Origin of the sequence: Alistipes sp. CAG:29, from assembly GCF_000435435.1 — a bacterium.
Classification (GTDB): Bacteria; Bacteroidota; Bacteroidia; order Bacteroidales; family Rikenellaceae; genus Alistipes; species Alistipes onderdonkii.
Map to the genome: position 1 here is coordinate 1,032 of NZ_FR893486.1, position 20,116 is coordinate 21,147.

Sequence of the window (20,116 nt, forward strand, 5' to 3'; positions counted from 1 at the left end):
ATCAGCAGGAATTTCAGGATCGGGTCTTCGAGCGGCAACGTTATGGGGAATGCGGTCATTAACATTGTCGGATCTGTTTAGTCTGAGGACAAAGATAAGAAAAAACAGATAATACGCAAGTCGCCGGCGACGTTTGTATCGTAAAAAAATCCAGCAGGGATTCCGTGGCGTACGGGGAGGCGGTGCCGTGCCGATTCGGGCGTGCAAGTTGCAGTAAGGGGTGAAAAAAACGGGTCGATGTTTCGCGTTTCGCCAAAAAAACGTAACTTTGAAAAATCGTATGGATAAAAAATCGTCGCCGATGCGTGTCGACAAAGTAGATAAACGTGTTCTCGGGCCCGTGCTTATGGGCTTCTTTATCATGGGGTTCTGCGATATCGTGGCTCCGATCTCGGGGCGTATCGCCACCGAATTTCCCGCATCGCAGCAGGCGGCCGTGAGTTTCCTGCCCACGATGGTGTTCCTTTGGTTCCTCGTCCTGTCGACCCCCTTGGCGGCACTGATGAACCGCATCGGCCGCAAGGCCATGTCGATGATCGGCTATGCCTTCACGATCGCCGGCTTGCTGGTGCCCTTCCTCGCAGGCGAGGGCTGCGCACTGGGCTGGTACTTCGCCGGCTTCGGGCTGCTCGGCATCGGCAATACGGCGCTCCAGGTGGCGGTCAACCCCCTGCTGGCGACCATCGTGCCGGGCGAGCGGATGACGAGCTACCTGACCGTGGGACAGATTTTCCGCAACACCTCGCTGCTGTTGCTGGCGCCCATCGTCACGGCGCTCGTGGCGCTCACGGGTTCATGGCGCTTGCTGTTGCCGATCTATGCAGGGCTCACCGTGCTGGGCGGCATCTGGCTGCAATTTACCACCGTGGCCGAACCCGAACGCAGCGGGCATGCGGCGGGGATGTCCGATTGTTTCCGGCTGCTGAGGAACAGGGCCGTCCTGTTGTGTACGCTGGGTGTGGCGTGTTTCATCGCCGGGGACGTCGGGATCGGGTTCCTCTCGGTACGGCTGATCGACAACCCCGATTCGATCCTCACCACTACGGGTTTCTATGCCTGCCGCATCGTCGGTACGCTGGTCGGAGCCTGGGTGCTGGTGCGCCTTTCGGACGTGAAATACCTGAGCTGGAATATGGCCGGGGCGCTGGTGCTCTGCGTGGTGCTGCTTTTCGTACGCAACGAGGCTGCGATTTATGCGGCCGTCGGGCTGATGGGCTTCGCCATGGCCTGCGTCTTCGCCACCTTCTATGCCGTAGCGACCAAAGCCGTACCCGAACAGGCCAACGGGGTCGCGGGGCTGATGATTATGGCGATTGCCGCCGGGGCCGTCTCGGGGCCCGTATGCGGGGCGATTATCCGCTGGACGGGGAACCCCCACCTGGGGATGCTGTTCGTCGCCCTCTGCGTGGGCTATATGCTCTGGGCAAGTATCAAGTTGAAAATCAAATAAACAGTTGTTCAATGATTCGTAAAATTGTAATAACCCTGCTGTTGGGGGCCTGCGTATGGCCGGCCTTAGCGCAGCGCCCCCGCACGCGGGTCGAGTGGGGGGTGATCGGCGGTATCAACGTCCCCGATTATACGACCAACATGTCGAAGACCGATGTCAAGAATAAACTGGGCTGGCAGGCCGGTATCGTCACGGCGGTAAATCTGGGCGCCTTCGCCATCGAGCCGCAGATCCTGTATGTGCGCCAGGGGCTCCGCATCAAACCCGAAGGGGCGAAGGAGATCAACCTCAAGTCGAATTCGATCGACGTCCCGGTGCTCGTGTCGCTGCGCCTGCTCAGGCCGTTCCGGTTCTATGCGGGCCCGGTGTTCACCGTGATGAACGACTGCAAACAGAAGTCGGGCGGCGACCTGCTGGATTTCGGCCGCGTACGTCCCACGATGTCCTATACGGTGGGTGCGGGCGTCAAATTGCTGGGTCACATGCTCATCGACCTCCGCTACAACGGCCAGTTCAAAGGCAAGGAGGACGTGGTGCTGCCCGACGGCAGCCGCCTCGACAAGCTCCGTTCGTATAACGTCGCCCTGAGCGTCGGTTACCTGTTTTAGCCTATGACCGAAGCTGTCGGAAAAGAGATCGCCATCGAGGGTGTCGACCCCCGGGAGCTCTACGGCCCCCGGAATGTCTACCTCGACCAGATCAAGGCGCTCCATCCCCAACTCAGGATCGTAGCGCGCGGTTCGTCGCTCAAAGTGCTGGGCTCGGAGGCCGAAACCCAACGGTTCGGCCGGCATATGGAGGGGTTGGTGGCCTATTACCTCAAATACGGGCATATCTCGTCCGAAGTCATCGGCCAGGCTTTCGCCGGTGATATCGCCGGACAGGAAGCCCCGGCTGACAAGGACGTCATCGTTTACGGCAACAACGGCAATATCATCCGTGCCCGCACGGTCAACCAGCAGAAGCTGGTGTCGCTCTACGGGCGCAACGACCTGCTGTTCGCCGTGGGCCCCGCCGGGTCGGGCAAGACCTATACGGCCATCGCGCTGGCCGTGCGCGCGTTGAAGGAGAAGGAGGTGCGGCGTATCATCCTCACGCGCCCGGCGGTCGAGGCGGGCGAGAAGCTCGGGTTCCTGCCGGGCGACTTGAAGGAGAAGCTCGACCCCTACCTGCAACCCCTCTACGATGCGCTGAACGACATGATCCCGCCGGCCAAGCTGGCGAAATACCTCGAAGAGGGGACGGTACAGATCGCGCCGCTGGCCTACATGCGCGGCCGTACGCTCGACAATGCGTTCGTCATCCTCGACGAGGCGCAGAATACGACCCTGTCGCAGATCAAGATGTTCCTCACGCGCATGGGGCGCAACGCCAGGTTCATCGTCACGGGCGACGTGACGCAGATCGACCTGCCGAAGAAAAGCGACAGCGGGCTGACCCGCTCAATGGAGATCCTGCGCGGTGTCGGGGGGATCGGCATCGTGGAGTTCGACAAACGCGACATCGTGCGCCACCAACTGGTCAAATACATCGTCGACGCATTCGACAAATATGCCGGGGATACCCGGAGAGAACCCGAACAATCAAACCTAAAAACCGAATAGTTATGGACAAGAACCTGTCTGCGCTCAAGCCCGCGCTCGTCTGGAAACATTTTGCTCAGATCGTCCGCATCCCGCGCCCCTCGTCGCACGAGGAGAAGATCCGCAAGTACGTCATGGATTTCGCCAAGTCCCGGGGACTGGAATGCAAGGAGGACGCTGCGCACAACGTCTATGTCCGCAAGCCGGCCTCGAAAGGGATGGAAGACCGCAAGGGCGTCATCCTGCAGGCGCACCTCGACATGGTGCCCCAGAAGAACAACGATAAGAAGTTCGACTTCACAAAAGACCCCATCGACGCCTACGTCGACGGCGAGTGGGTCACGGCCGACGGCACGACGCTCGGGGCCGACAACGGCATCGGCGCCGCGGCGATCCTTGCCGTGCTGGAGGACGATACACTGGTGCACGGCCCCCTCGAGGCCTTGTTTACCGCAACCGAGGAGACCGGCATGGACGGTGCCTTCGGGCTGAAAAAGGGCCTGCTCCGCGGCGATATCCTGCTGACCCTCGATTCGGCGACCGAAGGCGAAACCTCGATTCGGAGACCGAAGGCGAGCTGTATGTGGGCTGTGCCGGCGGGCTCGATGCCAACGTCACCTTCAAATATACGGCGGAGAAGACGCCCGCACGGAATTATACCGCTGCGAAGATCACGGTCAAGGGGCTCAAGGGCGGCCATTCGGGCATCCAGATCGGATGCCAGCGTGCCAATGCCAACAAGGTGCTGTTCCGCTTCCTGAACGCCGCTTCGGCGTCGTGCGACGTGTTGCTGTGCTCGGTGGACGGCGGCGGCCTGCGTAACGCCATCCCCCGCGAGGCCGAGGCTGTGGTGATGGTCAAAACGAAAGAGTACGAGGCATTCGCCAAGGAGCTGAAGGCGTACGAGAAGGTTGTCAGGGCCGAGTACGCGGGCATCGAGGATGCCGTGTCGGTCAAGATCAGGGAGTGCGAAGCCCCTGCGGAGATGGTTGCCCGCGAGGTGGCTGAGAAACTTACGAAGGCTGTGGTCGGCTGCCCCGACGGCGTGCAGAAGATGTCGATGGCCATGCCGGGGCTGGTGCAGACTTCGAGCAACCTCGCACGCGTGGTGTCCGACGGAAAGACGGTCAAATTGCAATGCCTGCTGCGCAGTTCGGTCAACACCGAAAAGGCCGCGCTGGGCGAGGCCATTGCCGCCGTGTTCTCACTGGCCGGCGCCAAGGTGCAGCTTTCGGGCAGCTACGACGGATGGAACCCCGACATGGATTCGCCGATCCTGAAGGCCATGACCGCTTCGTACAAAGCCCTTTACGGCAAGCAGCCCGCCGTGACGGCGATTCACGCCGGGCTGGAGTGCGGCATCATCGGCAGCAAATACCCCAAGATGGACATGATCTCGTTCGGCCCCACGATCTGCTACCCGCACTCGCCCGACGAGAAGGTGGAGATCGCATCGGTCGGCAAGTTCTACGAGTTCATGGTCGACACGCTGCGCAACATCCCCAAAAAGTAGCGTGTTTTGGAAGCCGGAAAGGTCAAATGGTTCGTCATCGTCAATCCCGTGGCCGGAGGCGGCCGCGGGCTTGACCATTTCCCGCAGATATCGCGCTACCTGCGCGATGCGCAGATACTCTGCGAACCGGTCTTCACCGAACATAAGTTCCACGCCACGGAACTTACCGTGACGGCCGTCAATGAGGGGTATCGGCATATCATCGTCGTCGGGGGCGACGGCACCCTGCACGAGGTGGTCAACGGCCTGTTCATCCAGCAGAAGGTCTGCCCCGACGAGGTGCTGCTTGCGGTGGTCGCCGTCGGTACGGGCAACGACTGGGTGCGCACGTTCGGTATTTCGAACCGCTACCAGGACGCCGTGAAGGCGATCAGCGAAGGGTATTCGTTCCTGCAGGATGTGGGCGTGGTCTCCTACGAGGAGTCGCACTACCGCCAGAGCCGTTACATGGCCAATGTCGCGGGTGCGGGCTTCGACGCCCATGTGGTGCGCAAGTTCTCGCACCTCAAGAAGAAGGGGCGCAAGAACCGCTGGATCTACACATGGTGTCTGGTCAGGCAATTCTTTCGTTATAAATCCACCGGAATGAAGGTGTGGGTCGATGACCGGCTGGTCTACAACAACCTGCTGCTAAGCATCGCCATCGGTATTTGCAAGTACAACGGCGGCGGTATGCAGCAGCTTCCCGAGGCTGTGGCCGACGATGGCATGCTCGACGTGTCGCTCATCCGGCCGGTGCATTTCTGGCACCTGCTGTTCCGGTTCCACTACCTGTTCAACGGCGGTATCTACCGTATCCGGCATATCCTCCAGGAGCGCGGTAGCCGTATCCGCATCGAGTCGTCGCCCGAAATATCGGTCGAGGTGGACGGGGAGCTGCTGGGCGAAACGCCGCTCGAATTCTCGATCCTCCACAAGGCGATCCGGATCGTGGTGTCCAAGGAATTTTACGACAAACGCCCCGAGACGTCGTGTTCGTGCACGGTGCCGGAGGTGTAGCGCTTGTTACGCCGCCGGAGTGGCGGGGTAAAGATAACCGGGCGGGATTTTTTCAAAAAATCCCGCCCGGCTGCGTTTGGTCGTGCGATGCGTCAGTTGACGCTCTCGATCACGTCGACTTCGGTAATCACCCATTCGAAAAGGTCGTTGGCGCACTGCCCCTGCAACTGGCGCAGCTGCGACATGTCGGTCGTATCGGCCAGGATGGCGTTGAAGAATTGCGACATCGTGTCGTAGGTGTCGTTCACCTTCCCGGCGAAGCAGTTGTAAAAAGCCTTCTGCTGGTCGTGGTCGAGGCCCGCGGGGAGCACGCCCTGCGCTACGAGGTAGTTGTAGGGGAAGATATGCCGCATGTTGCGTGCGTCGGCGTTCAGTTCGTCCACGATGGTCGTGACGACCACCATGTCAACCGTGTCGGTTACGCCCGGCATCTCCACGAAGGTTGCGTAGACGGGATAGGTGCCTTCCAGCTCCCCGGCCACCTGGTCGGTGAAGAGTACGAACTCGGCGTCGGTCAGGTCGTCGAGGTAAACCATCTGGCGGTAGCTGCGCAGCGCTTCGCGCATGGCCTTGCGTTGTTCGTGGTTCCACTCCCGCTTTTGCGAGCAGCCTACGAAGCCTGCCGCGAACATCGAGAGCAGGGATACACAGAGGAGAATTTTTTTCATCGTTTCCTTGATTTTGGTTTTACTTATGGCAGGAACGCAATCCGTGTGCCAAAAATTTCATATCTTTACCCGAAAATCAGTTTGCTATGGATGTCCTGGCTTTTCGCGACTACTGCCTGTCGCTGCCCCTGACCGAGGAATGTACGCCCTTCGACGAAACTACGCTGGTCTACAAGGTCGGCGGGAAGATGTATGCCTATGCCGATATGGAGAATTTCGGGCGGGTCGCCGTGAAGTGCGACCCCGACGAGGCGGTTTCCCTGCGCGAGGAGTATCCCGACGTCACGCCTGCGTGGCATTCGAGCAAAAAGCACTGGAACGACATCCGCACGACGGGCGACCTGCCCGATGCCTTTATCCGGGCGCAGATCCGCAATTCCTACCTGCTCGTGCTGCGGCAGAACGTTACGCCCAAGTCCCTGCGCGAAGAGATACTGGCCTATGTCGGGGAACACGGCCTGCCCGAATAGCCGCTGTGCGGGAATCCTGCTCCGGCCCTGAGATTGTCCGATCAAATAACTCGATAAACTATGAATATCCGATTTCTTTTCGCAGCGCTGGTTTGTGCGCTGGCTTTGGGTTCATGCGGCGGAAATGCCCGAACCGAACTTTTCAATGGCAAAGACCTTGCGGGTTGGGTATGCGTCGTCGACAGCCTGGGCGACGTGCCTGCCGGGGAGGTATTCACCGTCCGGGACGGCAATATCCGTATCGCGGGGCAGCCGTTCGGCTACATGCGTACCGCGCGGCAGTACGGCGATTACAGGCTCCATGCCGAGTGGCGCTGGATCGGCGAAGCTACGAACAGCGGCATTTTCCAGCGCGTGCAGGAGGGCGACAAGGTCTGGCCCCAAGGGATCGAATGCCAGCTCATGGCAGGGCGTGCGGGCGACCTGGTGCTGCTCGGGGGTGCAAGGGCCGCCGGGATCGAACCGGTGGGGAAATTCCCGGTAAAGGCACGGATCGGCGATGCCGGCTGTGAGAAGCCGGCAGGCGAGTGGAACGAGGCCGAGATCGTCTGCCGGGGCGACCGGATGACCGTCTATATCAACGGCATGTTGCAGAACGAATGTTCGGGTACGGATCGCACGGGCTACATTGCGCTCCAGAGCGAAGGCGGCACCCTGGAGTTCCGCAATGTCTACCTCACCGATGTGAAATAGGCATCCGGCACAGCGGCCCGGATACTCGAAAACGAAGGCCGTCCCCGCAGCAGGGGACGGCCTTCCGTCGTTTTGAGGCCGGATTGCTATGCGCGCATTTTTGCCTTCCAGCGAAGATAACCCGCGACTGCCAGCGCCGAGTAGAGGGCGTACAGGCCTGCCGTCAGCGGGATGCCCTTGTAGAGGTACAGCCCCACCGTTACCAGGTCTACGGCCAGCCATACGAGCCATTGCTCGACGTACTTGCGCGAGAGCATCCACATCGCCACGATGCTTCCGGCCGTGGTCATCGCGTCCCAGAACGGCACGGTGCTGTTGGTGAATCCCACGAGCAGGAAGTAGATGCCCGTATGCGCTGCGGCGTAGACGGCGATCAGCCCCGCAGCCTGGCGCAGGGGCGTATGCCCGATCCGGTCGGCCGCTGCTTTCCTTCGCGGTGCGTTATGCCATACGATCCACCCGTAAAGGCCGGCCAGTACGTAGTAGGCCTGCATCGAGCAGTCGGCATACAGCCCCGCCTTGTAGTAGAGTGCACCGTGCACCAGCGGCATGATGAGCCCGACGACCCACAGGCGGATGTCGGCCCGGTATTCCAGCCACAGGTAGAGCAGCCCCAGCACGACCCCGGCGATTTGCAGTACGAGTTTCCAGTCCATCTGTTCTCAGAATTTCACCGTCACGTTGGCCAGCACGTTCAGCGGGGCCTGCGGGAAGTAGAGTGCGACGTCCGTACGCTTGCCGTCGTCCATGTAGGAATAGCCGTACCCGTTGCCGCAGTACTCCGAATCGAAGAGGTTGTAGACCATGAGCCCGAAGCGGACGCTGCGGGCGGCTTTCGTGCGGAGCGTATAGCCCAGGTTGAGGTTGGTCGTGCAATAGCTGTCGAGCGACAGGGCGTCGATTTCGTTGTTCGTGAAATACTGCTTGCCGACATACTGCGTGTGGAATACGGCCTCGAAGCCCTTGCAGTGGAAGTCGAAGAGCACCCCGGCGATTACGTCGGGCGAGTAGGAGATGGTCATGTCGCCCAGGTTCTGTCCGAAGGTGGGGCTGTCCTTGAGGGCGTCGACGTAATCCTCGATCCTGTTCTGGCTGAACGTTGCGTGCCCGCTGAGCGTGAACCAGCCCGTGGCTTTCCATTGCGCCGAAAGTTCGATGCCCCGGCGGTAGCTGTCCTCCACGTTCGTGTTCAGGGCATCGTCGCCGTCGTTGACCATGCCCGTGGCGACCAGCTGATCCTTGTATTTCATGTAGTAGAGGTTTACGCCTGCGCTGAATTTCGGTGTGTCGTACCGGTAGCCAAGTTCATAGTCGTAGAGTTTCTCGGACGAGGGATACGAGTTGTCGCCGGAGAACATATAACGGTCGGTGAAGTCGCTGCGCGTAGGCTCCTTCTGTGCGACGGCGAACGATGCGTAGAAGTTGTGGCGGTCGGCGAGCGTGTAATGAATGCCCGCGCGCGGGTTGAAGAAATGGTATTTCTTATCTACGTCGATAGGCTGCATCGCGGAGGTGTCCCAGTTGTAGTTGTCGTTGACGCCCCACGCCTGGTAATGCACATAGCGGTATTGCATGTCGGCGAACAGGCGCAACCCCCGGGCGACTGTCCAGTTGGCGCGCACGAAGACGTTGGCGTCTTGTTTGTCGACATCGTTGTCGTACCAGCGCCCCCGGATGTCGCTTTTCTTCAGGCCGTCCACCCAGTCCAGCGTGCCCCAGTGGGGACAGGAGTAATAGCTCCACGAACCGCCGAACGTGAGGTCGAGGTTGCGTACCGAATAGGCGGCCGAGGCGTTGATGCCTCCCAGGTGGTTGCGCATGATCTTTTCGCGGATCAGGTCGGCCTGTTCGATGTCGCTCTGCAGGTTGGTGTAGCCCGCAAGCCATGCGTCGTCCTTGTACTGCCTGTAATAGCCGTATCCGTACGTGTAGAACGCCGTGGCGTTCATCACCCAGCGGTCGTTGATACGGTGGTTGAGGATCAGCTGGTTGTTGATCTGCAGGTAGTTGTCCGTCTGGTCGTCGTAGTAGTCGACGTGCGTGCCGTCGGCCAGCACGAAGGGGCCGTCCGAGGTGACGTACTGCCCGCTGTCGTGGTACCGGCGTCCGTAGCGCTTCATGTCCTCCTTCGTGACGCCGTTATAGGTGAGGTAGGTCTTGGCCTTGCCGCCGAACGAAACCAGTTTCAGCATCGTATTGCCGTTGTAATAGGCACCCTGGAACATGTAGGATTTGAGATCCGTGGCCCCGCGGTCGATGTAGCCGTCCGAGCCGATATGGGTCAGGCGTGCATCCACGGCCCAGTGGCCGCCCATGAGGCCCGATGAAACCTGCACGGCCTGCTTGTTGGTGTTGTACGATCCGTAGGAGAGCGATGCCGAGCCGTTGAAATCGGTCGGGAGTGCCTCGGTGGTCATGTTCACCGCGCCGCCGAAGGCACCCGTGCCATTGGTCGAGATGCCTGCTCCGCGCTGCACCTGCACCGTCCCTACCGACGAGATCAGGTCGGGCGTGTCGTACCAGTACATCGAGTGCGAGTCGGGGTTGTTCATCGAAACGCCGTTGATCGTCACATTCAAGCGCGTGGCGTCCGTGCCGCGCAGCCGTACCGAGGTGGCGCCGATGCCGATGCCGGTTTCGTTGGTGGCGACCATCGAGGGGGTCAGCGCCAGTACCGAGGGGATGTCGAATCCAAAGCTGTTGCGGGCGATCTCGTCGCGCGCGATGTCCGTGTAGGCCACGGGCGTGGCCGCGTCGGCGCGTGTGGCGGTGACTTCGATCTCCTGCAACCGGTACATGCGCAGCGAGTCTTCCTGCCCGGCCTCCACGGCCTGGGCATGTGCGGCGGTGCCTATGACGGCGGCCGCAATGGGTAGTAAAAACCTTTTCATGTTTAAACTTTTTAAAGTTAAAGAACTGAAAAGGGGTATGTAATGTTGATTATGCGTCCCGGTCTCGGCATTACCCGTGTCCGGTTCAATGGGTATAATCTCAGCCCGCGCACTGCGAGCACCCCTTAGAAATTCGACGGCAAAGGTAATGATTGTCCGGGGCAATACCAAATTTATTTGTCCCGGCCCGCCCCGGCCGGAATAATTAAATGCCGAAAAGGGGGATATAAGCCGAAAATTGCCTACTTTTGCACTTTCAAATTTTTTAACGGTCTATGAAACATATCGCATCGTTCCGTCCCCGGTTCTTCGAAGTGCTCCGGGGGTATTCGCGCCAGACGTTTTCGGCCGACCTGATGGCCGGCCTGGTTGTGGGCATCGTGGCCCTGCCGTTGGCTATCGCCTTCGGTATCGCTTCGGGCGTGTCGCCCGAAAAGGGAATCATCACGGCTGTGGTCGCGGGGTTCGTCGTCTCGCTGCTGGGCGGAAGCCGGGTACAGATCGGCGGCCCTACGGGCGCCTTCATCGTCATTGTCTACGGCGTCGTCCAGCAATACGGCGAAACGGGGCTGCTGGTTGCGACGTTCATGGCCGGCGTGCTGCTGGTTGCGATGGGGTTGTTCAAACTCGGTGCCGTCATCCGGTTCATTCCCTATCCCGTCGTGGTGGGGTTCACAGCCGGCATCGCCCTGACGATTTTCACGACGCAGATCGCAGACCTGTTCGGGATGGATTTCGGCGGGGAACCCGTGCCGGGGGATTTCATCGGCAAGTGGATGCTCTATTTCCGCCATTTCGGTTCGGTCGACTGGGCGAACCTGGCCGTGGGGCTGTGCAGCATTTTGCTGATTGTCCTCACACCCAGATTCTCGCGCCGTATCCCGGGGTCGCTGGTGGCCATCGTCGTGCTGACGGCCGGGGTTTGGGCGCTTCGGACGTATGCGGGCATGGAGGGCGTCGATACCATCGGCGACCGCTTTACGATCCGTGCCGAATTGCCTGCCGCAGCCATGCCCGCGATGGATTGGGAGGTGATGCGCAGCCTGTTCCCCGTGGCTTTGACCATTGCGCTGCTGGGGGCTATCGAATCCCTGCTTTCGGCGACGGTCGCCGACGGTGTGACCGGCGACCGCCACGATTCGAATACCGAGCTGATGGCGCAGGGTGCCGCCAACCTGCTCACTCCGCTGTTCGGCGGCATTCCGGCCACGGGTGCCATCGCCCGGACGATGACCAATATCAACAACGGCGGCCGGACGCCCGTGGCGGGCATTATCCATGCCGGGGTGCTGCTGCTGATCCTGTTGCTGATGATGCCGCTGGCGCAGTATATCCCGATGGCCTGTCTTGCGGGCGTGCTTGTGGTCGTTTCCTATAACATGAGCGGCTGGCGGACTTTCCGGGCTTTGCTGCGCACGCCCCTTTCCGACAGGGCCGTTCTGCTGGTTACCTTTTTCCTGACGGTGGTCTTCGACCTGACGGTGGCCATCGAGGTGGGGCTGCTCATCGCCTGCGTGCTGTTCCTGCGGCGTGTGATGGAGACGACCGAAATATCGGTGATACGCAATGAAATCGACCCCTCGGCGGGTTCCGATGCCCGGCTGCACGAAGAGCCGCTGGCCATACCCTCCGGGATCGAGGTGTATGAGATCGACGGCCCCTATTTCTTCGGCATCGCTACTCGCTTCGAGGAGTTGATGATGCAGATGGGCGACCGTCCCCGGGTGCGGATCATCCGTATGCGCCGCGTGCCGTTCATCGACTCCACGGGGCTCCATAATCTGGAAACCCTGTGCCGGATGTCGCAGCGGGCGGGGAGTACCCTCGTGCTGTCGGGCGTGAACCCGGGCGTGCGCGCTACGCTGGAGAATGCCGGGATCTGCAACCTGCTCGGCGAGGAGAACATTTGCCCCGACATCCATGCGGCGCTCGAGCGCGCCCGGGTGTTGGCCGCCCAGTCCGGGACGGGGAAGTAGGGCGGAAAAAGGTAGGACGGAAAAGGAGTAAGAAACCCTGCAGGCCGCATATACGGAGCGGAATCTCCCGTGTCCGTCCGCTCGTTCACGCCGGGTTCTTGTACGAAAAATCCCTGCTACATGTAGCAGGGATTTTCGTTTTGCCGGGACAGCCTAAAAGGTGCCGAACCGGAAGACAATCTTCTGGCAATAGAGTTCGCCGGGTCTGAGCAGCGGCGACGGGAAATCGGGGTGGTTCACGGCGTCGGGGTAGTTCTGGCATTCGATCGCCACGCCGTCGTAGTCGTTGTAACGTCCGCCGGTCTTGGTTTCGGGGCATCCGCCTGCGAGCCAGTTGCCGGTGTAGACCATCACGCTGGGCTGCGACGAAAGTACCTTTACGCAGCGCCCCGAACTTTTTTCGCGCAGTTCGCCGACCTCGCCCAGGATGTTGGGCTGCCACCCGTCGATGACGAAAGGATGGTCGTACCCCTTGAAATCGCGGATGTGGTTGAACTCCGAGCCGATGCCGGGGCGGAAGGGCCTGAATTGGCGGAAGTCCTGCGGGGTGCCCGCTGCGTCGAGCAATTTCCCGGTCGGGATTTGCTTGTCGTTCATTTCGAGCACCTTCGAGCTGTTCAGGCGCAGTTCGTGGTCGAGGATCGAACCGCTTCCGTCGCCCGCGAGATTGAAATAGACGTGGTTCGTGAGGTTCACGACCGTCGTTTTGTCCGTCTTGGCGAGGTAGGTGATCTCCAGGGCATTGTCGTCGTCGAAATCGAATACGGCTTCGACGTTCAGCTCGCCGGGGTAATTCTGGTCGCCGTCCTCCGACAGGAGCGACATGACGACGCGGTTGGTCTCGACACGGCTTTCCCAAAGACGGTTGGCGAAATTTTTCGTGCCGCCGTGCAGGTGGTTGGGGCCGTTGTTGACCTCCAGCGAATATTCTTTGCCTTCGATGGTCATGCGTCCCGATGCGATGCGGTTGGCGCAGCGGCCGACGCTCTTGCCCGAGGCGGCCCCGTCGAAGAAGTAGCCTTCGGGGTGTTTGTAACCGAGCACCACGTCGGCCATGCGGCCTTCGCGGTCGGGCATCGTCACGGAGACGATCGCCGCCCCGAAATTCGAGAGCTTCACTTCGGCGCCCTTGTCGTTGCGCATCGTGTAGAGGATGATCGCCTCTCCTTCGGGCGTCATGCCCCATACGTGTTGTTCGATAGTTACCATATTATTCTGCGGGTTTTAAGGTTGCCAGGATATGGTCGATGCGGCGCAGGGTCTCCTCCTTGCCGATGAACGACGTCACGTCGTACATGCCGGGGCCCTTGCCGGCGCCGACCAGGGCCAGGCGCAGCGTGTTCATCACCTGCCCCATGCCGTAGCCTTTCTGCTCGATCCAGCCGTGTACGATCCGCTCGGTATTTTCCAGCGAGAAATCGTCGATCGCGGCCAGTACGCTGCGCAGTTCGCGCAGGATTTCGGGGTTCTGCCCCTTCCAGTATTTCCTGGTCTGCTTCTCCTCGTATTCGGCCGGGGCCACGAAAAAGAACGACGTCAGATCCCACAGGTCGGTGATGAACGTGGCGCGCTCCTTCATGATGCCGGCGGCGCGGCCTGCGACCTCGTCCGCGACCTCGATGCCGTGCCCGCGCAGGATCGGCTGGTAGAGCGCGGCCAGTTCGGCGTCGCTCTTATGGTGCATGTACTGTGCATTGAACCATTTTGCCTTGTCGGGCTGGAAGCGTGCGCCCGACTTGGAAACGCGTTCCAGCGAGAAATTGTCGATCAGCTCCTGCATCGAGAAAATCTCCTGCTCGGTGCCGGGGTTCCACCCCAGCAGCGCCAGCATGTTGATGAATGCCTCGGGGAAATAGCCGTCCTCGCGGTATCCGTGCGCGGTCTCGCCCGTCGTGGGGGATTTCCAGAAGAGCGGGAATACGGGGAATCCCATCTTGTCGCCGTCGCGTTTCGAGAGCTTGCCGCCGCCCGTGGGTTTGAGCAGCAGGGGCAGGTGGGCGAACGCGGGCTGCGTCGCCGTCCATCCGAATGCTTTGTATAGCAGGTAGTGCAGCGGCAGCGAAGGAAGCCACTCCTCGCCGCGGATGACGTGCGAGACCTCCATCAGGTGGTCGTCGACGATGTTGGCAAGGTGGTAGGTGGGCAGTGCGTCGGCCGATTTGTAGAGCACCTTGTCGTCGAGCGTCGAGGTGTTGACCTCCACGTGGCCGCGGATCAGGTCGTCCATTTCGACGACTTCGTTTTCAGGCATTCTGAAACGGATCACCCACTGGTCGCCGCGGTCGATACGCGCCCTGACCTCTTCGGCGGGCAGCGCCAGCGAGGTGGCCAGCTTTTCGCGCACGGTGTAATTGTAGGCGAATGCCTCGCCGCGTCCTTCGGCCTCCCTGCGCAGGGCGTCCAGCTCTTCGGCCGTGTCGAACGCATAGTACGCCCACCCGGCTTCGACCAGCTGCAGGGCGTATTTGAGGTAGATTTCACGCCGTTCGCTCTGGCGGTAGGGGGCGTGGGGGCCGCCCGCGCCGACGCCTTCGTCGATCCGGATGCCGCACCACTCGAGCGATTCGAGGATATACTCTTCGGCGCCCGGTACGAAACGCTGCGAGTCGGTGTCCTCGATGCGGAGGATCATTGTGCCGCCCATCTTGCGGGCGAATAGGTAGTTGTAAAGGGCCGTGCGGACGCCGCCGATATGCAGCGGCCCCGTGGGGCTCGGTGCAAAGCGCACTCTTACGGGTCTTGCCATGTTATGATTCTATTTTGTTTTTGTCGTTTCGTTTCAGTTCGTCTTCCCTGCGCCGGGCGTAAGCGTCGTATTCGGGCGTATCCGGGAAATCGCGCCACGCCCTGCCGCACCTGCGCAGCCCGGCGGCCGCGACGATTGCCATGCCCGCGCAGGCTGTTCCCACGATTGCCGCCGTGATAATCCACATCGTGCGGTTACGCAGGATCGCAGCGGCGAGGATCAGGCCGAAAAGCACTCCCTGCATCCGGCGGGAGAACAGTATGCTGCACAACGTGTCCATGTCCGGGGTGTCCTTATTGCGGGTGTCCGCTGCGTTTCGGTGTGCCGGATGGGGACGTCAGACGTTGAACAGGAAGTGCATGATGTCGCCGTCCTGCACGACGTATTCCTTGCCCTCGATGCCTATTTTACCGGCGTCGCGGCACGCTTTCTCCGAGCCCAGCGCCACGTAGTCGTCGTACTTGATGACCTCGGCGCGGATGAATCCTTTTTCGAAGTCGGTGTGGATGATACCTGCCGTCTGCGGGGCTTTCATGCCGCGCACGTATGTCCAGGCCCGCGACTCGTCGGCGCCCGTGGTGAAGAACGTTTCGAGGTTCAGCAATTTGTAGGCCGATTTTATCAGGCGTGCCACGCCCGATTCCTCAAGGCCGAGGTCTTCGAGGAACATCTGCCGCTCCTCGTAGCTTTCCAGTTCGGCGATGTCGGCCTCCGTCGCTGCTGCGACGACAAGCATTTCGGCTTTCTCGCCGGCGATGGCCGCCTTCACCGCTTCGGTATAGGCATTGCCCGTCACGGCGCTTTTCTCGTCTACGTTGCAGACGTAGAGCACCGGTTTGTCGGTCAGCAGGTTGAGGTCGGCGACCAGCTTGCGGTCTTCCTTCTCCAGTTCCACCGTGCGGGCGCTGTTGCCCTGTTCGAGTGCGGCTTTGTATTGCAGCAGCAGCTCCACGGCACGCCTGGCGTTCTTGTCGCCGCCCGAGGTGGCCTGCTTCTGCGTCTTGGCGAGGCGGTTTTCGATGGTTTCGAGGTCTTTGAGCTGCAACTCCGTGTCGATGATGCCCTTGTCGCGCACGGGGTCGATCGACCCGTCCACATGGGTGATGTTGCCGTTGTCGAAGCAGCGCAATACATGGATGATGGCGTGCGTGTTGCGGATGTTGGCCAGGAATTTGTTGCCGAGCCCTTCGCCTTTCGACGCCCCTTTCACCAGCCCGGCGATGTCCACGATCTCGATCGTGGTCGGGATCACCCGTTTGGGATTGTCGATCTCCGCCAGTTTGACAAGCCGCTGGTCGGGAACCGTGATGACGCCCACATTGGGCTCGATGGTACAGAAAGGAAAGTTCGCCGCCTGCGCCTTCGCATTGGACAGGCAGTTGAAAAGGGTCGATTTACCCACGTTGGGCAAACCTACGATGCCGCATTGTAAAGCCATTCTATTTATTTGTCGTTAGATTTCAATAACGCCTGCAAAGATACGAAATTCTTTTCATATTGTCATCGCAGGCAGGGGGTTTCGCACGGTTCCGCCTGCGATTTCCCGCTTTGCAGGGCAGCGCCGGACGGATCGCCCGCAATGAAAAGGCAGCGGCCTGCGCAGGCCGCTGCCTTTTGGGGGCAGGCTGGTTTATCGTGCGTAGATGCGGGCGGCATAGCCCCCGCCCGGGGCCATCCGGATCTTCAGCCTGCGATCCTGCGGCAGCTCCGATACGGTCTTCCTGAAGTCGCGGGCTGCCCGGTCGGCGTTGATGCCGTCGGCGAAACTCTCGACGTCGTAGTTGCCGTTGCCGATGAACGACAGATCCAGCTCCAGTTCGCGGGGTGTCCAGTCGGTCATGGCGCCGATGTACCACGTGTCGCCCGAGCGGCGGGCGATGGCGATATACTCGCCCACCGAACCCGTGAGGGCCACCGTTTCATCCCATACGGTCGGGACTGAGGCCATGAAAGCGAAGCACTCGGGTTCCTTCATGTAGTTCGACGGCGAATCGCAGAGCATCGTGATCGGCGACTCGAAGACCACGTATTCGGCCAGCTGGCGGCAGCGGGTGCCCTGGCTCATGGGTTCGCTGTGCACCGGGCGGTAGTTGCCGCGCGAGGCATTGCGCATGGCTCCCTGCGTATAGTCCATCGGCCCGGCGACCATGCGGATGAACGGCATCGTGACGTCGTATTTCACCATGTCGGTCGATTCGGCCGACCATTTCAGCTGTTCGAGGCCGAACACGCCCTCGTAATTGAGTACGTTGGGCCATGTGCGGTTGAGCCCCGTGGGCTTGAATACGCCGTGGAAATCGAGCAGCATCTTATGTTCGGCGCAGACTTCGGCGGCGCGGTGCAGGAAATCGACCATCCGTTGGTCGTCACGATCCATGAAATCGACCTTGAAACCCTTGACGCCCATGTCGGCGTAATGTTTCACGACGCGTTCCATGTCGCGCTCGAAGGCGTAGTAGCCCGCCCAGAGGATGATGCCCACATTGCGCTCGCGGCCGTATTCGACCAGTTCTTCCAGGTCGATCTCCGGCACTACCTGCATCAGGTCTGCCTGTTTGTTCACGGCCCATCCCTCGTCGAGGATCACGTATTCGATCCCGTGCTGCGAGGCGAACCAGATATAATACTTATAGGTTTCGTTGTTGATGCCCGCCTTGAAATCGACGTCGTAGAGGTTCGAGGCGTTCCACCACTCCCAGGCCACTTTGCCGGGTTTGATCCACGAGGTGTCGGCGATCTTCGAGGCCGGGGCGAGGCGGTAGACCAGGTCGTTGTCGAGCAGTTGGCTGTCGTCCTTCGATACGGCCATTACGCGCCACGGGAACGACCGGGTGCCTTCGGTCGCGGCGATATAGGGTTCGCGCTCCGTGACCAGCATCTGCAACTGGTTGTGGCCGCCCTGTTCCTCTTTTTTGGGATAGGGAGCGAACACGCCCTTCAGCACGGGGGCCTCCGTCGAGTTGTTGAGGAAGAGGCCCGGATAACCCTGCAGGTCGGCCTCGGTGATGACCATCTTGCGGCCGCCGGGAAGTTCCACCAGCACGGGCAGGAAGATCAGTTTGCGGGGGGCGAGCTGCGTCAGCGGGAGACGGGTGTAGGTGTTCTCGAACGAATTGCGGAACTGCCCTTCGAAATCGAGCAGCCGCTTGTGTCCGACATAGGGGGCGTACGCCGTATAATCGCCCGGGAAGGTATAGGCGACCTGCTCGTTCTCGACCAGGATGCCGTCCTTTTTCCGGGTCGTGAAACGGTAGGCCAGCCCGTCGTCGTAAAGGCGGACTACCAGCCCGTAATCGCCGCGCATCGTAAGCTCGAGTTCGTTGTAGTGGTCGCGGACGCTGCTCTTCTTGTAGAACGGCGAGGCGATCCGTGCGTCGGCCGTGTTTTTCCTGGCCCTGGTGACTTTGGGGTTGCTGCCCAGCACTTCGCCGCCGCCGAGCGTCATCGAGACGGGCGACGGGGCGAGCAGCGTTTCGCCGTCGGCCGAGAGTGAGATCCGGAGGTCGGAGCCGGTGGCGACGGTGGCCTGCAGCGTGCCGTCGGGCGAGGTGAGCGTGTAGTTTTTCTGTGCCATGAGCGGCAGCGCGCACAGGATGCATGCGAATAGGAATAGCGGTTTTAAGGACATAAATTCAGTTTGAACGGTTAATTTGCCCCGAAGATAGTAAATCCTCCGCAAAAAACGGCCGATATGTTTGAATTTTGATCTCCGTGCGCAATGCCCGGGGCGGGACACCTGTTTGCGGGACGGTGCTAACGCCTTTTCGGGGCGACCTGGCTGCGGTATTCCGACGGGGTGAGGCCTTTGAGCTGGCGGAACGTGCGCGAGACGTTCTTGATGTCGGAGAAACCCAGCTCGGCGGCCGCCTCGGATACGCTCAGCCCTTCGCACAGCAGCTGCATCATCTTTTCGATGCGTGTCTGGATGATGTAATCGTAGATCGAGGTGCCCATGCCCTTCTTGAAGCGGGTTTCGAGCAGGCGGCGCGACAGGGGCACCAGTTTCACCAGGTCGTCCACCGTGATCTTCTGGCTGATATTCTCATGGATGTAGCGCAATACCTCGGCGATGTGCGGGTCGTTGTTGGCATAGATGTCCGTCGATTGCCGGGTGATGATGTTGAGCGGCATCACCATGACGTCTTCCCATTCCGCTTCGGGGTTGCGGATCAGCCGGTCGATCAGCCGTGCCACGTCGTAGCCGCCCTGCTCGACGCCCTGGCTGAGCGACGAAAGGTTCGGGGCGGAGAGCTTGCAGATCGTCTCGTCGTTGTCTACCCCCAGGATGGCTATGTCGTTGGGGATGCGCGAATTTCCCCCCCCCCTCGATCTGGAGGCACGCTTCGGTGATATGGTACGCCTGGTTGTCGTCGCAGGCCATGATAGCCACCGGTTTGGGCAGCGATTGCAGCCACGTGATGAGCTGCGCCGTGTCATAGTACCACAGGTCGTTCTGGGCTCCGCTGCGCAGCGACGAGAAGGTGAAATCGGGGTTCGCCTGCTCGATGGTCTCGCGGAAACCCTGGCAGCGTTCGTCCGAGAAGTCGATGCCCCGCGTCCCGTAGAAGGCGAAGTTGCGGAACCCCTTTTTCAGGAAATACTCCGCGGCCATGCGGCCGGCAAGGTGGTGCGGCCCGGTGATGTTGGGGATCGTCGTGAAACGCTTCTTGAAATCCTGCGCGATGGCGATGATGCCGTTTTCGCGGAACAGACCGACGTTGTCCGTGTTGTAGAACTGCCCGATCACGGCGTCGGCCTTCATCCGCACGGCCCATTCGACCACCGCCTCTATGCCGAACTTGTCGCGTATCGACAACGGCAGCCGGCAAAGGCTCCACGCCTGCGCCGTGTCGTGCGCATAGCGGGCCATGCCGAGCAGCAGTTCGCGGGCATAGGCTTCGGAAAAATCGGTCAGGAAAATTACGCGTGCCATGGTCTGGTTGGGTCTCTTCGAGGGTAAAGATAGCTTTTTTTCGGGAATTTTCTGCCCCAGGACGGAATTTCGGGCGAAAAGGCACTCCTGCCGGGGTTTCGGCGCCGGATAGGAAGGTTCTGCGCGATGTGAGGATGTAAAAGCGCAAATAGCCACGGACGGGACGCTTCTCTTCTCTTATATTTGTATAACCT

General features: G+C 60.6%; 16 protein-coding genes, 3 pseudogenes and 1 riboswitch. Of the genes and pseudogenes, 8 read left to right on the forward strand and 11 right to left on the reverse strand.

Annotation, left to right across the window (positions count from 1 at the left end; translation table 11 throughout):
• Positions 1-280 precede the first annotated feature (280 nt).
• The 5 genes and pseudogenes from QVP03_RS10745 to QVP03_RS10765 all read left to right on the forward strand — a co-directional run bounded on the left by QVP03_RS10745 (position 281) and on the right by QVP03_RS10765 (position 5,545).
• Positions 281-1,450 carry an MFS transporter gene (locus QVP03_RS10745; protein WP_229107374.1) on the forward strand — a complete coding sequence of 390 codons (1,170 nt, stop codon included), beginning with the start codon at positions 281-283 and terminating at the stop codon, positions 1,448-1,450.
• A gap of 11 nt (positions 1,451-1,461) precedes the next feature.
• Positions 1,462-2,058, forward strand: a complete 597-nt coding sequence (locus tag QVP03_RS10750) for a porin family protein (RefSeq protein WP_022333442.1) — start codon at positions 1,462-1,464, stop codon at positions 2,056-2,058.
• Positions 2,059-2,061: 3 nt separating this feature from the next.
• The gene (locus tag QVP03_RS10755; protein ID WP_022333443.1) at positions 2,062-3,054 is read left to right on the forward strand and encodes a PhoH family protein; all 993 of its coding nucleotides are present in this window, start codon (positions 2,062-2,064) and stop codon (positions 3,052-3,054) included.
• A 2-nt stretch (positions 3,055-3,056) separates the two neighbouring features.
• Positions 3,057-4,546 (forward strand): annotated as a pseudogene (locus QVP03_RS10760) (aminoacyl-histidine dipeptidase).
• 6 nt (positions 4,547-4,552) lie between these two features.
• Complete coding sequence (locus tag QVP03_RS10765; RefSeq protein ID WP_018695337.1) at positions 4,553-5,545, forward strand: diacylglycerol/lipid kinase family protein; 993 nt, start codon at positions 4,553-4,555, stop codon at positions 5,543-5,545.
• Positions 5,546-5,637: 92 nt separating this feature from the next.
• Here the strand turns inward: QVP03_RS10765 and QVP03_RS10770 are convergent, their stop codons facing one another.
• Positions 5,638-6,213 (reverse strand): hypothetical protein, encoded by a 576-nt coding sequence (locus QVP03_RS10770; protein ID WP_022333446.1) that lies wholly within the window; start codon positions 6,211-6,213, stop codon positions 5,638-5,640.
• A gap of 86 nt (positions 6,214-6,299) precedes the next feature.
• On the opposite strand from QVP03_RS10770, the gene QVP03_RS10775 reads away from it, so the two are divergent.
• The gene (locus QVP03_RS10775) at positions 6,300-6,683 is read left to right on the forward strand and encodes an MmcQ/YjbR family DNA-binding protein (RefSeq protein WP_022333447.1); all 384 of its coding nucleotides are present in this window, start codon (positions 6,300-6,302) and stop codon (positions 6,681-6,683) included.
• 60 nt (positions 6,684-6,743) lie between these two features.
• The gene (locus tag QVP03_RS10780; protein ID WP_022333448.1) at positions 6,744-7,376 is read left to right on the forward strand and encodes a 3-keto-disaccharide hydrolase; all 633 of its coding nucleotides are present in this window, start codon (positions 6,744-6,746) and stop codon (positions 7,374-7,376) included.
• An 86-nt stretch (positions 7,377-7,462) separates the two neighbouring features.
• Here QVP03_RS10780 and pnuC read toward each other — a convergent pair whose 3' ends face one another.
• Together pnuC and QVP03_RS10790 are read right to left on the reverse strand one after the other, a co-directional pair.
• On the reverse strand, positions 7,463-8,032 hold the full coding sequence (pnuC, locus tag QVP03_RS10785; protein WP_018695341.1) for a nicotinamide riboside transporter PnuC: 570 nt from the start codon (positions 8,030-8,032) through the stop codon (positions 7,463-7,465).
• A gap of 6 nt (positions 8,033-8,038) precedes the next feature.
• Positions 8,039-10,267 (reverse strand): TonB-dependent receptor, encoded by a 2,229-nt coding sequence (locus QVP03_RS10790; protein ID WP_022333449.1) that lies wholly within the window; start codon positions 10,265-10,267, stop codon positions 8,039-8,041.
• A 37-nt stretch (positions 10,268-10,304) separates the two neighbouring features.
• Positions 10,305-10,403: riboswitch (TPP riboswitch) on the reverse strand.
• 139 nt (positions 10,404-10,542) lie between these two features.
• Between QVP03_RS10790 and QVP03_RS10795 the strand changes: the two genes are divergently transcribed.
• Positions 10,543-12,243 carry a SulP family inorganic anion transporter gene (locus QVP03_RS10795; RefSeq protein ID WP_018695343.1) on the forward strand — a complete coding sequence of 567 codons (1,701 nt, stop codon included), beginning with the start codon at positions 10,543-10,545 and terminating at the stop codon, positions 12,241-12,243.
• A gap of 153 nt (positions 12,244-12,396) precedes the next feature.
• Here QVP03_RS10795 and QVP03_RS10800 read toward each other — a convergent pair whose 3' ends face one another.
• The 8 genes and pseudogenes from QVP03_RS10800 to QVP03_RS13785 all read right to left on the reverse strand — a co-directional run.
• Positions 12,397-13,452, reverse strand: a complete 1,056-nt coding sequence (locus QVP03_RS10800; RefSeq protein ID WP_022333450.1) for an aldose epimerase family protein — start codon at positions 13,450-13,452, stop codon at positions 12,397-12,399.
• Between the two features lies 1 nt (position 13,453).
• A complete protein-coding gene (gltX, locus tag QVP03_RS10805) occupies positions 13,454-14,989 on the reverse strand; it encodes a glutamate--tRNA ligase (RefSeq protein WP_022333451.1) in 1,536 nt (511 codons plus the stop codon).
• A 1-nt stretch (position 14,990) separates the two neighbouring features.
• Complete coding sequence (locus tag QVP03_RS10810; RefSeq protein WP_022333452.1) at positions 14,991-15,269, reverse strand: hypothetical protein; 279 nt, start codon at positions 15,267-15,269, stop codon at positions 14,991-14,993.
• Positions 15,270-15,326: 57 nt separating this feature from the next.
• Positions 15,327-16,427, reverse strand: coding sequence for a redox-regulated ATPase YchF (gene ychF, locus QVP03_RS10815; RefSeq protein WP_022333453.1), 1,101 nt, complete (start codon positions 16,425-16,427; stop codon positions 15,327-15,329).
• 192 nt (positions 16,428-16,619) lie between these two features.
• Positions 16,620-18,617 carry a glycoside hydrolase family 97 protein gene (locus QVP03_RS10820; protein WP_022333454.1) on the reverse strand — a complete coding sequence of 666 codons (1,998 nt, stop codon included), beginning with the start codon at positions 18,615-18,617 and terminating at the stop codon, positions 16,620-16,622.
• Positions 18,618-18,742: 125 nt separating this feature from the next.
• The gene (locus QVP03_RS10825) at positions 18,743-19,120 is read right to left on the reverse strand and encodes a helix-turn-helix domain-containing protein (protein WP_229065175.1); all 378 of its coding nucleotides are present in this window, start codon (positions 19,118-19,120) and stop codon (positions 18,743-18,745) included.
• A gap of 27 nt (positions 19,121-19,147) precedes the next feature.
• A pseudogene (locus QVP03_RS10830) lies at positions 19,148-19,426 on the reverse strand (substrate-binding domain-containing protein); the annotation flags it as partial.
• Positions 19,380-19,922, reverse strand: a pseudogene (locus tag QVP03_RS13785) (transcriptional regulator); the annotation flags it as partial. The pseudogenes QVP03_RS10830 and QVP03_RS13785, both read right to left, overlap by 47 nt.
• Positions 19,923-20,116 lie beyond the last annotated feature (194 nt).